Source organism: Marinisporobacter balticus, from assembly GCF_004345705.1.
Taxonomy (GTDB): domain Bacteria; phylum Bacillota; class Clostridia; order Peptostreptococcales; family Thermotaleaceae; genus Marinisporobacter; species Marinisporobacter balticus.
Genome location: NZ_SLWV01000045.1, coordinates 1 through 15,375, shown reverse-complemented (window position 1 = coordinate 15,375; position 15,375 = coordinate 1). Strand labels below are relative to the sequence as shown.

The following is a 15,375-nucleotide window of genomic DNA, read 5'->3' as shown; positions in this document are numbered from 1 at the left end:
AGTATTTTATGCAAAAAAAAATGGGGGAATCGATAAAAAATTAAATTAATAAAAGAGAGTAATCACAGGGGCAGATGAGTTTCTGTGAGAACTCTGTTTATTATTGGGAGGTTAAGGATGTCTTATTTTAAATATAAAAACTTTAATATTTATTATAAAGTATATGGTGAAGGGAAACCTTTAGTAATTATACATGGGGATACAGCATCCTCAAAAATGTTTATACCAGAATTTAAATTTTATTCTAAAAACTTTAAGGTGATTTTATTAGATTTAGTAGGTCAAGGAAAATCAGAGAGAGTAAACGAGCTCCCATTAAATTATTGGCATTTTAATGCTATGTTAGTTGTAGAATTATGTAAATATATTGGTATTAGCAATGTTAATTTGTTAGGTACAAGCGGAGGAGCTATTATTGCTCTAAATGCTGTACTAGAAGAACCTACTTTATTTAATAAAATAATTGTAGATAGTTTTATGGGAGAAAATTTATCTTATGCTTTTGTCCAAAAAATTTTACATGATAGAAAAATAGCAAAAAACAAATTAGGTTCTAAGTTATTTTGGTTTATGATGCATGGCTCTGACTGGAAAAATGTTATTGAACAAAATACAAATTTAATTATAAACTTTTCAAGAAATATAGGTGATTTTTTCGATTGTAGCCTTAGTAGCATAGAAAATGATATTTTAATTACAGGAAGCTTGAAAGATGATTTAATACCTAATATTGAAAGTATATTGAAAAGTATTAATTTAAAAATACAAAATTCTAAATTAGTTATTTATAAGACTGGAAATCATCCAGCTATGTTTAGTAATAAAAAGGAATTTAGAAATTTGGTATTGAACTTTTTAACGTAAACTATAGTGAAAAATTCTTATTTACGTCATAATTAAAAAAACGAATAATTTACTAGGACACCGCAGTATTCAAATTTGAATTATGTGGTATTTTTGTGTAAGTATAGATATTGATTATAATGTGAATTAAATTTAAATATAGCAAGAGTAATTCAGCTTAAAGTGTAGTTACTAAAACTACATATAACAATGCACTCAAGTCCGTTTTGGCATAAAAAGCAGCCAAAGCACATTCCTTCACCAAGCCAGATCAGGTTTGGTGAAGGAATGTCTTGAGTACAAAACGTTAGAGGAAATCCCTAATATAGTATTTAAGTGGTATAAAGTTATAGGAGGTAATTTATATGAATGGAAGCTTGATTGGAATTTTGGCAGGAATGGGACCTAGGTCAACGGCTCCATTTCTCGATTTAGTTATTGATGAATGTCAATTACAATATGGCGCAAAATATGATGAGGAGTTTCCACATATGTATGATGGTATATTCCTTACCTACACCATTTTATATTGATCGTCCAATAAATCATGAGCTTATGAAAAAGACCATAATTAAAGGATTACAAAAGCTTGAATTAGCTGGTGTGGATTTTATTGCGATGCCATGTAATTCGGTACACATATATTTTAATGAATTAAAAGAATCAATTGGTGTTCCGTTATTAAATATTGTAGAAGAGACTATTAAGCAATTACCCATGCGTTCACAAAAGGTAACTATATTTTCAACAAGTTCAACATTTGAATCTGGAATTTATGAAAAAGGTATAATTAATAGTGGACATGAATTTGTCTTTAAAGCTCAATGGCAAGGAAAGTTAAATAATCTGATTCAAAAAATAAAATTAGATAAAAAGAATATAGATAACGTTGGTATCTGGAATGAACTTATCGAAGATGTAAAGAAGGAAGATATCGAAAGTATTGTAATAGCTTGCACTGATTTAAATGCAGTATTAGAAAAATCACATAATAAAATTAATATCATAGACGCATCAAAGTGTTTAGCTGAATCTGTTATATGCAGGTATTTGGAATTAATTAAATAGATTTTTATTAAAGTCTATAGCAACGGGATATCCTCTAACAAAATATCTTCGTTCGCTACGCACACCTTTTCACTGGGTGCAAGCACCGCCTGCGAAGAAGAGCTCTGATGGTCCAATTCAGAGGAATTGGAGATACGAAACGTTAGGTAACATCCTTAATATTGAGACGGTATTATTGCAAATAGTGAGAATGAAAGGAACTACTATATGGATAAAAATAATAAACTGGTATATTATGTTTTACTTGTAAGTTTTATTGGAATATTGGGCTGGTCGGTGATAAATCCTAAGGATTTATTTACATGGTTTCTAGAGGTTTTTCCAGCACTAATGGGATTAATTGTAATTATATTCACTTTTAAGAGCTTTAGACTATCCAATCTTTTATATGAACTAATATGGATTCATGCAATTATTTTGCTTATTGGAGGTCACTATACTTATGCAGAGATGCCTCTTTTTAATTGGCTTAAAGATAGTTTGGATTTGAGTAGAAATTATTATGATAGATTAGGCCATTTTTTTCAAGGTTTTGTACCTGCTATGATAATAAGAGAAATACTTTTACGTAAATCTACATTAGAGAAAGGCAAATTGCTAAATTTTATTATTGTTTCTATATGCTTAGCAATAAGTGCAACTTATGAACTTATAGAATGGTTTGTTGCAGAATTAACAGGTACTGCTGCGGAAGCATTTTTAGGAACACAGGGTGATATATGGGATACGCAATGGGATATGTTTTTAGCATTATGTGGAGCAATAATTTCTTTGATAGTGCTTAGCAAACTACATGATCGTAATTTAAGGAAGGGAAACTTATTAGATAGTAATAAGAAGAATATCACCTAACATGCTATTTCCAGACAGTCCACAGAAACCATGTATACCGTCGCAACATATCCAGACCGTTAGTGGAAATACCTAATAAAGAAAAATAGAAAATCATTGAAGCCACAATAATTATTAATACATACTAAATTCATCACTCGAACTCCTGAAACCACAAATATTTCCAAGAAACTAATAAAAATAGCTTTAAATGAAAGAGAACACGCAAAAATTCTTATTCTAGAAAACGCACAAAATAAAGAAGTCGAGTATTGGATACAAGAATATGAGTTAGTATACAAAGGTATACCATGTAAATTCGCTGTTTGCTATTCTCTAAAACTAAAACCTACTAAACAAAAAACTATTGAAAAAAGAAGATGAAATTGTTATAGGCCTGGCAACATTAAAATGAAAAGGCCTATCCTACAGGCTATTGTTGATATATTTGAGACCGTTCCAATAAAGGTTATAAAAGAAAAAAGACTAAAAAGGCGGATATTCCAAAGAAAACTTAAAAAGAGTCAAATAAAGATCATGAGATATTTAGGATTAGATGAAGGCATTTTTATTGGAAGTGCTCTTTGATAACAAGAATTAAGAAAAAAACAAAAACAGCCTTATGGGATGAGTACAGCTTTTTTTATGGAATAATTTTCATAAAAATGAATATTGACCCATGAAAGAAAGCTATTTTTAAAATTAAGGATAAACAGAAATAAAATCAACGAAATATGAAATCCATTTAACGTAATCCCTTAGTCCTCTTTATGGACAGACATTAACAGGCATTTGACAAATCATGGTATTAGTGTATAGTTATAGATAGAACGTAAAAGAAATTTGAATGTTTTCTATAAAACTCATCTAAAACTTCGTATTATTTACTAATCTATTATTTTCAAACGAATCATAGATTCTATGGGATAAACAACTACAAGCTATTTCTATTGTATCAGGGTATCATTCTAAGGGTATGCATATATTCTAATAGAGCAGTATAAACAAATTTCAAATGTTGTTGGTGAGATGCATCGTAGCGCGAAAATTCTTTTATGTATGCAGATATATGTATGAAATGGGAGGGAAGTAAGTAAACTAAAAAAAACAAACAAAAACAAACAAAGGAGAATTACAAATGATGAAAATTAAAAAACATAAAAAATTTTTAATGATGCTTATAGGACTATTTGTCATGGTGTCATTATTATCAGCTTGTGGAAAAACAGATGCAGATAAAGAGCAAGGAAATGAGGAAAAGAAGAAAGAAACGATTGTTTTTGCAGATGCGGGATGGGATAGTATTCGTTTTCATAATGCAGTAGCAAGTACGATTATTGAAAAAGGGTATGGATATCCAACCACTGAGATGATGGGTTCAGAACAAACATCTTTATTAGGACTTAGACAAGGTGATATTGATGTTTATACAGAGATTTGGACGGGAAATATTGTTGAATTATATCAAGAAGCGATTAAAAGTGGAGATATTGTTGAATTATCCATTAACTATTCAGATAATAAGCAAGGGTTATATGTACCCACATATGTAATCAAGGGGGATCCTAAAAAAGGAATTAAACCCATCGCGCCGGATTTGAAATCTGTAAAAGACCTACATAAGTATTGGGAGATTTTTAAAGATCCAGAAGATCCGAATAAAGGAAGAATCTTTGGATCCATCCCTGGATGGACAGCAGATGAAGTGCTAAGAGAGAAGATAAAAAACTATGGATTAGATAAAGCGTACAACTATTTTCAAGCGGGATCAGCGCCTGCTTTAGCAGCATCTATTACAAAAGCAATCGAAGATAAAGCGCCTTGGGTAGGATATTATTGGGAGCCTACTTGGGTGACTGGAAAGTATGATATGACACTCCTTGAAGATGAAGCTTATACAAAAGAAAAATGGGAGGATGGCTATCGTTGTGCATTCCCATCACAAGATCTTACGATTGCAGTCAACAAAGAATTTTCAACAAAAGCACCTGAAGTGGAGCAGTTCTTAAAGCAGTATCAAACAAGCAGTGAAGTGACGAGTAGTGCACTAGCTTATATGCAAGAGAATGAAGCAGATGCGAAGGATGCTGCAAAATGGTTTTTAAAAGAACATGAGGAAATATGGACAAAATGGGTTCCAGCTGAAATCGAAAAAAAGGTTAAAGAAGGGATTCAATAAGATATAAGTAGAGATGGATTTTAAAAGTATACTAGAGGGGGAGCCATATGAAAAAAACATTTGCAAACCAAGAGCGCTTACCTAAAATACAGATTCCTAAATTAAGTGACACTTGCGATGCTTTTATGGAATGGGTGGAACCATTATTGACAAAAGAGGCGTTTCGCAAGACAAAAGAAGTCGTAGAAGAATTTAAAAGAAAAGATGGGAAAAAGCTACAAAAACAGCTCATAGACTGGTCAGAGGAAAACAATCTATCTAACTGGACGGCGCCTCTTTGGAAAGATATATACTTAGAACCGCGTGATGCATTGATTATAAAGGGGAATGTTTTTTATATCATAAAAAATAAGCTGAAAGATTTAGGGTGTACACAAAAACATATCGCCACAGCGCTTACTTTATCTATTTTAAGATTTAAGGCTTTGATTGATCAAGAAGAATTAGAAGTTGAATTACAAGGGGGAAAACCCCTTTGTATGCTTCAATATAAAAAGTTATTTTCTACTACAAGGATTCCCAAAAGAGAAAAGGATTTACATAAAACAACGTTTAAACAAAAGCATATCATTGTTTTGTATAGGGCAGAGATATTCACTTTAGATGTATTGAAGGACTCAGGGGAAAGTAGAGATGCATCAGAGATTGAAGCAGATCTAAAACATATTATAGAGGAAAGTAAAAAAGAAGAAGGGCAAGGAATCGGAATTCTTACCACTATGAATAGAGATCAGTGGGCAGATACGAGGGAAGACTTGCTAAAAATAGATGCACAGAATAAACTGCATCTAGAGAAAATCGAAAAAGCAATCTTTGTATTATGTTTAGAGGATCAGCACACAAATACTTTAGAAGAGGCTTCAAACATGATGCTTTATGGCAATGGGAAAAACAGATGGTATGATAAATCCTTACAATTTATTATTTCTAAAAACGGAGAAATCGGCGTTAACATGGAACATACGGGAACAGATGGTTCGATTATGTCAAGATTTACAACCTATCTTTATGAAAATATGCAACCAATAGGTAGCAATGAAGCGATCGATTCAAAAGAGGTACCCCAAAAGTTAACCTTTCACTTAAACAGCGCATTAGCTGAAACAATGCGCAGTGCCTCAAATCAATTCGATCAGGCTATCATTGATACACAAACAAGGATTTTGCAGTTTGATCAGTTTGGAACAGAGCTCATCAAAACATTTAAAGTAAGTCCAGATGCGTTTGTTCAATTAGCGATACAACTAGCGCAGTATAAACTATATGGGAAATGTTATAGTGAATATGAACCGATCATGACAAGACAGTTTTTAGAAGGCCGTATAGAAGTGATGTATTGTGTATCAAATGAATCGATGGCATTTATAAGAAACATACTTTCAAATGATTGTGATCATAAGACAAAAGTAACCTCTTTAATCAAAGCCACACAAAAACATAGTGATAGAATCAATGAATGTAAGAATGGAAAAGGGGTAGATGGACATTTATTTGGACTCTTAAGCATGTATAAACAGTTTGGTAAAAAGATAGGCATGGATGATTTACCTACCTTTTTTAAAGATAAGGGCTACAAAACGCTCACCCATAGCACTGTATGCACCAGCACCACATCTGTTAAGGGGATAAAACTAGCTGGTTATGGACCCATTGTTGATGATGGATTTGCGGTTCGATATCTTAAAGATAAGCAACATATTTGTTTTAATATGACGAGTAGAACGCATATGAAAGAAAAACTAGATCAGCTTGTAGCAAATATTGAAGCGTCTTTAGTTGAGATGGCAGATTTGATGCGTATTTGAATGATTGAATAAAAACAGGTACATATAGGTTTCTAACGAAGGAGATTACGTTTATTTTCAAGAACTATAGAATTTTTCTATAGTTCTTTTTTGTGATATGATGAGAAAATAGGAATGGGTAGTGCGAAAAAAACATTCGATGCGCTTAATCTTGGGTTTGATGAATAATAAGGGTTAAAATAATTTTTTGATTTTGCTTAGGGGGTTTAGAAATGAATAAAGTGAAAATTCTACATTGTGCAGATTTACATTTTGATACACCTTTTTCTGAATTATCAAGGAATAAATCAGAAAGTAGAAAAGAAGATTTACGTGAAACCTTTGGGACAATTATTGAACTTGTAAAAAAAGAAAAGGTAGGAATTTTATTCATTAGTGGAGACTTATTCGATAACAAGCGTGTGATGCAAACCACGTTAGATTATATCCATAAAAAATTTCTAGAAATTTCTGATACAAAGATATTTCTTTGCCCGGGAAATCATGATTTTTATGATCATAAATCTTTTTATCATACGATGAAGTGGCCATCTAATGTATATATTTTTCATGAAAAAATCAGTAAAGTAAATTTAGCAGAATTAAATACATGCGTATATGGCGTTGGTTTTTCAAAGTCATATGAAAGAAAATCTTTGATAGAAAATTTCTGCGTCGATGACGAATCCTATATAAACATGATGGTTTTACATGGACAGGTAGTACAAAAAGGGCAAAAAAGTGATTATAATCCGATCACCATAGAGGATATTGGCAGGAGTAGACTTGATTATTTGGCTTTAGGCCACACACACAAATACACAGGCATTGAAAGCGTAGAAAATACTTTTTTTGCATATAGTGGATGTCCTGAGGGTAGAGGGTTTGATGAACTGGGAGAAAAAGGGGTATTGATTGGAGAACTAGGAAAAGGATATTGTCATCTTCGTTTTCAAGAAACGAGTAAACGAAAGTATTTTGTGAAAAAAATCGATATAAGTGAAACGCGCACTTATGAGGAAATCATCCGAAAAATTAATGATCAAATAGAAAATTCCTATAAAAAAACTCATTTATACAAAATTCATTTAATAGGGGAAATATCAGAAAAATTTAGTATCCGTACGGATTTGATAGAACAAAAACTAAAGGAAGAATTTTACTTTATAAAAATAATAGATGATACACAGATGATTCTCGATTATGATGCTTTGGAAAAAGAATTTTCATTAAAAGGAATTTTTATAAGAAATATGAGAGAAAAGATGTATCAAGCTTGCGATGAACAAGAAAAGAAACGATTATTAAAAGCTTTAAAGTTTGGCATAAAAGCTTTAGAAGGAGAGGGGATAGATCTTCTATGATGATAAAAAAAATTTCAGCAGGTAGGTTTGGAAAGTTAAAAGATATGGATATTGAATTAAAAAAAGGGCTTAATGTCATATACGGAGAGAATGAAGCTGGAAAGAGTACCCTACAAGCATTTATAAAAGCCATGTTTTATGGGATGGATTCAAAAAAGAAAAAAATAAGAGAAAATGATCGAAAGCGGTTTTTACCTTGGAATGAAGAAAATGCTTTTGGATCAATTTATTTTGAAGATAACCATAAAAATATATACATGATTCAAAGAACTTTTGGAAAAAAGAAAAAAGAAGATGAATCTAGGGTATTAGATGTTGTTACAGGAAAAGCTTCAAATCATATTGATCCTGATAAACCGGGGGTAGACATTTTTGGATTAGGAGAAGATGCTTTTGAAAAAACTACATTCGTAAGACAGCTCATGTGTCAAGTAGGGAAGGATGGGGAAGACGAAATTATGAAACGTCTTAGCAACCTTCAGGATAGTGGAGATGAAGATGTTTCTTATCATAAAGCTTTAGAACATTTAACTCAGGCAAAAAAAGATTTAATCAATGGAAGAAAAACAGGAAAAATAGATCAACTAAAAGAAAACTATGCTAATTTTCAAGGACAATGGGGGCAGAGGATGCATCTTCAAGAAGAGAATTCTGAGGATCAAATCTTATCTAATAAAAAGATAGAAGAAAAACAGCTTTTAGAAAATAGAATAAAAGATTTAGAAAAAGAAAAAAGACACCGAAAACAATTAAAAATTTACAAAGCGTACAAAAAACTAATGGTATATAAAGGTGAGATCAAGGAACTTTCTCAAGAAAAAGAAACAATCAGCAAAGCATTACATTTTAATGGACATGTTGTAAATCAAAATTTTATTGATGAGATGAAAGAGAAGCATACTATTTGGATACAGCGAAAAAACAGTTATAAAGAAGGTGAAGATCAAAAAAGGGGATTACAGACAAGGATAGAAAAAAAATTAAAGACATTAAATAGAAAACTTCAAACCCATTCAAATACTGCAATGATGCTTGGCGCTATTACTATCATAGGAAGTGGTATAATGGGATGGATGAAAAATAGCTCTTTATATGGCATAAGTGTACTTGGTTTTCTTATGTGCATCTATGCGTTTATGCAGAGAAAAAATATTACGAATAATATCGAAGAAATTAAAAAAGAAATAGCCTGTATGCATAAAGATATTCAAGGTGAAAAAGATGCCCTAAATGTTTTAGAAAGAGAAATGATAGAAAAGATAAAACCATTTTGTGGAGAAAATATGAAAATAGATGAAGTGGAAAGCTGGATGCATAAATGTAGTAGTAAATTGAACGATCAACGAGCATTAGAACAAAAGATAAGATCCTTAGAGGAAATTTATAAAGCATTACTTTATGATCAAGATGTAGAAAATATGAAAAAAGTATATGAAAACTTTAATAATACAAAAATAAATGAAACAATTGATGAAGAAGAAATAGAGAATACTATAAAAAATCAGCAACAAATATTGATTGAACGAGAGAAAGAAATAAAGGATATTGAGCATAGAATAAAAACCCGGTTGCACGAAAAAAAATCGCTAGTAGCAATCGAGGAGGAAATGGAAAGAAGTAAGAAAAAGATTGAGGAGTATGAAGAAATCATAGCATCTTTAGAGATTGCTTCAGATATACTTAAAGATGCATTTAAGGAAATACAAAGGAGCTTTGGACCTAGACTCAATAAAACAGTTGGAGATATTTTAAGCAGCATTACAGACCATAAGTATGAACAATTAAAAATCTCTGAAGAGTATGAAATAAAAATAAAGGATGCAGCAAAAAATCAAATCAAAGAGATAGAATATTTTAGCAATGGCACTTTGGATCAGATTTATTTTGCTTTAAGATTAGGGATCATTCAATGCATTTTTGATAAAGATTTTTCCGTACCTTTTATATTAGATGATGCATTTGTGCAATATGATGAACGTAGACTAGATGCAGTTTTAAACTATTTATATCAATATGCAAAGACACATCAAGTTATTTTATTTACTTGTCAAAGAAGAGAAATAGTGAGACTAAAAGAATTTTCACATGTGCATATGATCAACTTATCACAAGGTTTAATCCAGCGAGTTTTCCCAGAAGTTTTGTAGGTTCGCTAAATATTTTTCAAAGCATAAATACCTTTCATCAGCAGTTTTTAAATTTCCAAGTAGAGTATTTAAAAGATTAGTGGTATCTTCAATGTCGTATTTTAGATGAAGGAGTTCATCACTATTTGTAGTACTGTTTATGGTATGTTTCATGTTTGAAATCTTTTCTCGTGTATGCATAACCGCTTTTGATATATGACTAAGTTCTTTTTTAAGTAAATCATCTGCTTCGTCAACACCCAATGTATTTACTAAATTTTTAATCTCTTTGTAATGGTATTCATATACGGATATATCCATTTGTAATTCACCCCTAACTATCATATAGATATAGTATACAGCAAATACTATATCATGTATATATGTTATATATGAATACCATATAACGTATAATTGAATTGTATTTTTCATAACGGCTTGTGAATTGTATACATTCAATACTTATGATTCCATATCATCCATAATATTAACAAAATTTTTGATAATCCTAGCAGTTAATCCCCAAATAACATAGTTTTTATATTGATAAAACAAAACAGGATATTCTCCTGTTCGCCAATGATAGCTTTTGCCACTTGGGATCATAGAAAATGGAAAATTATTAGGCATAGAGGCGTTTAGGTCTATGTAATATTTTGTCGGCTTATTTTTAATAAAAAAGTCTATAGGAACCGTAAAAATATTGGATACCTCATCTCTATTAAACAGAATATCTGATGTATTCATGCCAGAAATTGTTCCTAAAAAAGGATAGAGTATAAGATTATAAGGCAGTACCAAAAAATCTAAAGGCCCCATAATCTCTATATGATCGGGAGAAATATTTAATTCTTCACAGGTTTCTCGAATGGCACATTGTTTGGTAGACTCGTTTTTTTCTAATTTTCCTCCTGGAAAACATATTTCATTGGGTTGGGTTTTTAAATCTTCTGAACGAACTTCAAATAAAAGTTGAAGTTGATCTTTAACTTTAACAATTGGGACTAAAACAGAAAAGCATGTGTATTTTCCTTCAGGAATAGCTTTTCTGTTTTTTATTTTTGTTTGAATAGAATTAAGATCCATATGTATCACCTGACCTATCTTTAAGTTTATGTGAAAGTGAAAGCTTATCTTTAACTTTAGGGATGATTTAAAAATAAGTTCACTAATCTTGTGCGGTATTTTAATTATTTTTTTTATCCCTTATTATGTAATAAAGATTGCTAATAATAGTATATGATACTTTGAGCGGTTTACAAACTATTTTTTAATAGGTATATTTCTTTTGAGGATGGTTGAAACTATTTAGAGAAACTGTAATAGGGAGGATTAGATATGGATAATTTAAGTGTTATGAGTATAAGCGTAGATCATAGAACAGATTCTGCTCCACGCATGCAAGAAATTCTAACTCAAAATGGAGATCTGATTGTTGGAAGATTTGGGATTCATGATCCAGAAGAAATCAATCATGGCCTCATTACATTAAATTTGAGATCAGATATGGGCAGAATACAAAATATGATGGATACATTAAATGGTTTAGAAGGAATAAAAGTAAATCATATGCAAGTATAGATAAGCTAGGTGAGTTTTCACCTAGCTTATATTTTGTAGATTCGATTGCTAAAATACTAATTTTTAAAACTATGAATTGGCGCTGGAATTCTTCCACCTCTGTTTACAAAATCACTACTTGAAAACTTACTTACAGCCATAATAGGAGCTCTTCCTAAAAGCCCTCCAAATTCAGCTTCATCACCAACCGTTTTTCCGAAAACTGGAATCAATCGTACAGCAGTTGTTTTATTGTTTATAACGCCAATCGCTGCCTCATCTGCTATAATGGCTGATATCGTCGTATCAGGCGTATCTCCAGGTATTGCAATCATATCAAGACCTACAGAGCAGACGCATGTCATGGCTTCAAGTTTTTCTATATTCAGAGAACCAAGCTGTACAGCATTAATCATGCCTTCATCCTCACTTACAGGAATGAAAGCGCCACTTAAGCCTCCTACATGAGAAGATGCCATAACGCCACCTTTTTTGACAGCATCATTCAAGAGAGCTAGAGCTGCTGTAGTACCATGGCCTCCACAGCTTTCAATACCCATTTCTTCTAAAATTCTTCCCACACTATCTCCTATAGCAGGGGTTGGGGCAAGGGATAAATCGAGTATGCCAAAGGGAACATCTAGTCGTTTTGAAGCTTCTCTTGCTACTAATTCACCAACTCTAGTTAGCTTAAAAGCAGTTTTTTTGATGGTTTCTGCAACAATATCAAAACTTTCACCTTTTACTTTTTCAAGGGCTGCTTTGACAACACCAGGACCGCTTACACCAACATTTATGATAGATTCAGCTTCTCCAACGCCATGAAAGGCTCCAGCCATAAAAGGATTATCTTCTACAGCATTGGCAAAAACTACGAGTTTTGCACATCCAATACTATTATTTTCTCTCGTAAGATAAGCTGTTCTTTTGATGATTTTGCCCATATCCCGTACAGCATCCATATTAATTCCTGATCTTGTATTGCCAATGTTTACTGAAGAACATACCCTTTCAGTAACAGATAGCGCTTCGGGTATGGAATCTATAAGGATTTTGTCTCCTTTTGAATATCCTTTATGTACAAGGGCTGAAAACCCACCAATAAAGTTTACACCTACTGCTTTAGCTGCTTCATCAAGTATTTTTGCGAATGCTACATAATCTTTATCATTACTTGCCTGCGCAATAAGGGCGATGGGTGTTACAGATATTCTTTTGTTAATAATAGGGATGCCTATTTCTGATTCAATGTCTTCTCCTACTTTAACTAAATTTTGGGCATATTTTGTGATCTTGTCATAAATTTTTGTTCTTGATTTTTTTCCATCAAAATCACAACAATCTAGTAAAGATATGCCCATGGTAATGGTTCGAATATCTAATTTTTCTTTTTCAATCATTTGAATCGTTTCCATTATATTATTAAAATTATGCATATGCTTCATCTCCTATTATGAAATTTTGTGCATTGAATTAAAAATATTCTCATGTTGTATTTTGATAGATATACCAATATCTTGTCCAACAGCTTCAAGTTTATTTTGTATCGTCTTAAAATTACTACTTGCTTTTGTTAAATCTACAATCATAATCATAGTAAAGTAATCCTGTAAAATAGTTTGACTAATATCCGAAATATTAATATGGTTTTCTGCTAATACAGAAGAAACTTTTGCGATAATTCCTATTTTATCCTTCCCAATTACTGTAACAACTGATTTCATTAAAAATCATCTCCTCTTTTAGTGTAAATTGTATCGAATCTTAAAATGAAAAAGAGACGAAATGAAGATAATTCGTCTCTAGAAAGCAAGATTTTAAATGAAAGAAGATACCATGAAATAAATCAAATGGTACTACTCTTTATTTTATTAAAATCCCCTGTCCTTTTACCTGAGAGTTTCGCCAAAAATTTGGCTTTCCCCTTCGGTGCTCTTTTGAGTCTCTCCAGAGGTTCGTCCAATAACGGTCGAAAATCTTCCGTTATCTTCATCCGAAGCTATGAAATTATGTAAATTATTCTAACACAAAGACATTACAAAAAGCAACTAAAAATTTTCAAAATTAATAAAGACAAAGAATAAAACAAAATAGATTTAGTTAGAAAGCTTAAAAATGAGGTAGGCAGATTCAAAATATTTTCGAAACATATTGACATATTTCGAAAATATTGGTAATATTACAACAATGAATATTTATACATAAAAGTATTAATTTGTTAAAGTGATAAAGGAAAGAAAAATATACAAATCATTTTTATTTCGATTAGATATAAGAGAAAAAAGCTTATATATATGGGCTATATTTAGATGATCATAAAGGGGGAGGAGTAATGATATTAAGTGTTATCGTAGCATTCACGATTATTCTTTTGGTATTGACCATTGGAGAAATTGTATCCACAAAAACAAAAGCATTTGTTCCATCGGTATTTGTTTCAGCAGTTTTATTTTTGATTGGGTTTTGGACTGTTTTTCCTAAAGATTTAATTGATCAAGGTTCTTTTGTAAAACCAGTTGTTTATGTATCTATGTACTTATTATTAACGCATATGGGAACTTTAATGAGTGTTAGGGAATTACTATCACAGTGGAAAACCGTAGTAATTGCTATGATGGGTATATTAGGTGTATGTGCAATGACCTTAACAATTGGTAAAGCATTCTTTGGAGCGAAAACAGTTATTGTAGCAACACCACCACTTACTGGAGGAGTTGTAGCGTCAATCCTTATGTCTAGTGCAGCAAATGATTTGGGGTTGACAAGCTTGGCAGTACTTGCAACTTGCATGTATATTATGCAGGGTTTTATAGGATATCCTATAACAGCATTATGCTTAAAAAAAGAAGCAAAAAGGTTATCAAATGTTTTTAAAGATAAAAAAGATAATGAACAAATAATAGAAAAAAGTAAAGAAGAAGGATTAGGTAAGAAAAAGCTTATTCCATCATTATCTGAGAAATATCAAACTTCTTATTTTATTCTTTTAAAGTTAGGTATTGTTGCATGTCTTGCACATTTTGCCGCACCTTATATTCATTTAAATGAATTTGTTGTTTGTCTAATATTTGGTGTTTTGGCATGTCAAATAGGATTTCTTGAAGAAAGGGCATTAAATAAAGCCAATGCCTTTGGATGGATGATGACGGTTCTTATGGCATTCATCTTTGCGAGTTTGTCAAAAGCAACACCAGCAATGCTTGGTGAAATTGTAGGACCTCTTCTAGGAATTATTGTATTAGGGGTAATTGGTATGGCAATTTTATCAACGTTAGCAGGAAAGTTACTAGGATATTCAAAAGAAATGGCATTTTCAGTAGCATTAACAGCACTATTTGGATTTCCAGCAGATTATATTTTAACAATTGAAGCAGTAAAAGCTGTATGTAAAACAGAGGAAGAAAAGGAATTTGTATTAGAAGATATGCTTCCTAAAATGCTTGTAGGAGGTTTTACAACGGTAACGATTGCTTCTGTTATCATTGCAGGAATCTTCGTAAAAATGTTATAAAATATAGATGAGGTGAAAGTCTGAAATATATCAAGATAACAGTCCAATAAGTTTATGGGCATAGCAAACAAGCCATTGAAGATGACTTTAAAAATCAATTTACTTTCTA

General features: G+C 31.6%; 15 protein-coding genes and 1 riboswitch. Of the genes, 11 read left to right on the top strand and 4 right to left on the bottom strand.

Going from position 1 to position 15,375, the window contains the following annotated elements; translation table 11 throughout:
• The first annotated feature begins 117 nt into the window (after positions 1 to 117).
• The 9 genes from EV214_RS17810 to EV214_RS17780 all read left to right on the top strand — a co-directional run bounded on the left by EV214_RS17810 (position 118) and on the right by EV214_RS17780 (position 10,216).
• Positions 118 to 864 carry an alpha/beta fold hydrolase gene (locus EV214_RS17810; RefSeq protein ID WP_132248234.1) on the top strand — a complete coding sequence of 249 codons (747 nt, stop codon included), beginning with the start codon at positions 118 to 120 and terminating at the stop codon, positions 862 to 864.
• Positions 865 to 1,208: 344 nt separating this feature from the next.
• Positions 1,209 to 1,376 carry a hypothetical protein gene (locus tag EV214_RS19260; RefSeq protein WP_243116717.1) on the top strand — a complete coding sequence of 56 codons (168 nt, stop codon included), beginning with the start codon at positions 1,209 to 1,211 and terminating at the stop codon, positions 1,374 to 1,376.
• Entirely contained in the window at positions 1,339 to 1,911 is a 573-nt protein-coding gene (locus tag EV214_RS17805) for an aspartate/glutamate racemase family protein (protein WP_243116716.1), read from the top strand. The genes EV214_RS19260 and EV214_RS17805 overlap by 38 nt, the downstream gene beginning before the upstream one ends.
• A 207-nt stretch (positions 1,912 to 2,118) precedes the next feature.
• Positions 2,119 to 2,763: a DUF2238 domain-containing protein gene (locus EV214_RS17800; protein WP_132248232.1), complete on the top strand. Its 645-nt coding sequence runs from the start codon at positions 2,119 to 2,121 to the stop codon at positions 2,761 to 2,763.
• A 390-nt stretch (positions 2,764 to 3,153) separates the two neighbouring features.
• A complete protein-coding gene (locus EV214_RS18895; protein ID WP_165916462.1) occupies positions 3,154 to 3,330 on the top strand; it encodes a hypothetical protein in 177 nt (58 codons plus the stop codon).
• 550 nt (positions 3,331 to 3,880) lie between these two features.
• Positions 3,881 to 4,921 carry an ABC transporter substrate-binding protein gene (locus EV214_RS17795; protein ID WP_207669730.1) on the top strand — a complete coding sequence of 347 codons (1,041 nt, stop codon included), beginning with the start codon at positions 3,881 to 3,883 and terminating at the stop codon, positions 4,919 to 4,921.
• 47 nt (positions 4,922 to 4,968) lie between these two features.
• A complete protein-coding gene (locus EV214_RS17790; RefSeq protein ID WP_207669729.1) occupies positions 4,969 to 6,726 on the top strand; it encodes a choline/carnitine O-acyltransferase in 1,758 nt (585 codons plus the stop codon).
• 212 nt (positions 6,727 to 6,938) lie between these two features.
• Positions 6,939 to 8,069: a metallophosphoesterase family protein gene (locus EV214_RS17785; RefSeq protein ID WP_132248230.1), complete on the top strand. Its 1,131-nt coding sequence runs from the start codon at positions 6,939 to 6,941 to the stop codon at positions 8,067 to 8,069.
• Entirely contained in the window at positions 8,066 to 10,216 is a 2,151-nt protein-coding gene (locus tag EV214_RS17780; RefSeq protein ID WP_132248228.1) for an ATP-binding protein, read from the top strand. The genes EV214_RS17785 and EV214_RS17780 overlap by 4 nt, the downstream gene beginning before the upstream one ends.
• Here EV214_RS17780 and EV214_RS17775 read toward each other — a convergent pair.
• Entirely contained in the window at positions 10,184 to 10,516 is a 333-nt protein-coding gene (locus tag EV214_RS17775; protein WP_132248226.1) for a hypothetical protein, read from the bottom strand. The two genes, EV214_RS17780 and EV214_RS17775, sit on opposite strands and share 33 nt — an antisense overlap.
• A 141-nt stretch (positions 10,517 to 10,657) precedes the next feature.
• Positions 10,658 to 11,281 (bottom strand): NUDIX hydrolase, encoded by a 624-nt coding sequence (locus tag EV214_RS17770; protein WP_132248224.1) that lies wholly within the window; start codon positions 11,279 to 11,281, stop codon positions 10,658 to 10,660.
• A gap of 252 nt (positions 11,282 to 11,533) precedes the next feature.
• On the opposite strand from EV214_RS17770, the gene EV214_RS17765 reads away from it, so the two are divergent.
• A complete protein-coding gene (locus EV214_RS17765; protein WP_132248222.1) occupies positions 11,534 to 11,776 on the top strand; it encodes a hypothetical protein in 243 nt (80 codons plus the stop codon).
• A 56-nt stretch (positions 11,777 to 11,832) separates the two neighbouring features.
• On the opposite strand, the gene EV214_RS17760 is transcribed toward EV214_RS17765, so the two are convergent.
• Together EV214_RS17760 and EV214_RS17755 are read right to left on the bottom strand one after the other, a co-directional pair.
• On the bottom strand, positions 11,833 to 13,191 hold the full coding sequence (locus EV214_RS17760; RefSeq protein WP_132248220.1) for a PFL family protein: 1,359 nt from the start codon (positions 13,189 to 13,191) through the stop codon (positions 11,833 to 11,835).
• Between the two features lie 15 nt (positions 13,192 to 13,206).
• Positions 13,207 to 13,479, bottom strand: coding sequence for an ACT domain-containing protein (locus tag EV214_RS17755; RefSeq protein WP_132248218.1), 273 nt, complete (start codon positions 13,477 to 13,479; stop codon positions 13,207 to 13,209).
• Between the two features lie 147 nt (positions 13,480 to 13,626).
• A riboswitch (glycine riboswitch) is annotated at positions 13,627 to 13,716 on the bottom strand.
• Between the two features lie 371 nt (positions 13,717 to 14,087).
• On the opposite strand from EV214_RS17755, the gene EV214_RS17750 reads away from it, so the two are divergent.
• Entirely contained in the window at positions 14,088 to 15,266 is a 1,179-nt protein-coding gene (locus EV214_RS17750) for a hypothetical protein (protein ID WP_132248216.1), read from the top strand.
• Positions 15,267 to 15,375 lie beyond the last annotated feature (109 nt).

Excerpts from the sequence above, each read along its gene's own strand:
- EV214_RS17775 (WP_132248226.1), bottom strand. The coding sequence starts at position 10,516 with ATGGATATATCCGTATATGAATACCATTACAAAGAGATTAAAAATTTA.
- EV214_RS17770 (WP_132248224.1), bottom strand. The coding sequence starts at position 11,281 with ATGGATCTTAATTCTATTCAAACAAAAATAAAAAACAGAAAAGCTATT.
- EV214_RS17750 (WP_132248216.1), top strand. The coding sequence starts at position 14,088 with ATGATATTAAGTGTTATCGTAGCATTCACGATTATTCTTTTGGTATTG.
- EV214_RS17790 (WP_207669729.1), top strand. The coding sequence starts at position 4,969 with ATGAAAAAAACATTTGCAAACCAAGAGCGCTTACCTAAAATACAGATT.
- EV214_RS18895 (WP_165916462.1), top strand. The coding sequence starts at position 3,154 with ATGAAAAGGCCTATCCTACAGGCTATTGTTGATATATTTGAGACCGTT.
- EV214_RS17785 (WP_132248230.1), top strand. The coding sequence starts at position 6,939 with ATGAATAAAGTGAAAATTCTACATTGTGCAGATTTACATTTTGATACA.
- EV214_RS17795 (WP_207669730.1), top strand. The coding sequence starts at position 3,881 with ATGATGAAAATTAAAAAACATAAAAAATTTTTAATGATGCTTATAGGA.
- EV214_RS17755 (WP_132248218.1), bottom strand. The coding sequence starts at position 13,479 with ATGAAATCAGTTGTTACAGTAATTGGGAAGGATAAAATAGGAATTATC.
- EV214_RS17800 (WP_132248232.1), top strand. The coding sequence starts at position 2,119 with ATGGATAAAAATAATAAACTGGTATATTATGTTTTACTTGTAAGTTTT.
- EV214_RS17780 (WP_132248228.1), top strand. The coding sequence starts at position 8,066 with ATGATGATAAAAAAAATTTCAGCAGGTAGGTTTGGAAAGTTAAAAGAT.
- EV214_RS17760 (WP_132248220.1), bottom strand. The coding sequence starts at position 13,191 with ATGCATAATTTTAATAATATAATGGAAACGATTCAAATGATTGAAAAA.
- EV214_RS19260 (WP_243116717.1), top strand. The coding sequence starts at position 1,209 with ATGAATGGAAGCTTGATTGGAATTTTGGCAGGAATGGGACCTAGGTCA.
- EV214_RS17805 (WP_243116716.1), top strand. The coding sequence starts at position 1,339 with ATGATGGTATATTCCTTACCTACACCATTTTATATTGATCGTCCAATA.
- EV214_RS17765 (WP_132248222.1), top strand. The coding sequence starts at position 11,534 with ATGGATAATTTAAGTGTTATGAGTATAAGCGTAGATCATAGAACAGAT.
- EV214_RS17810 (WP_132248234.1), top strand. The coding sequence starts at position 118 with ATGTCTTATTTTAAATATAAAAACTTTAATATTTATTATAAAGTATAT.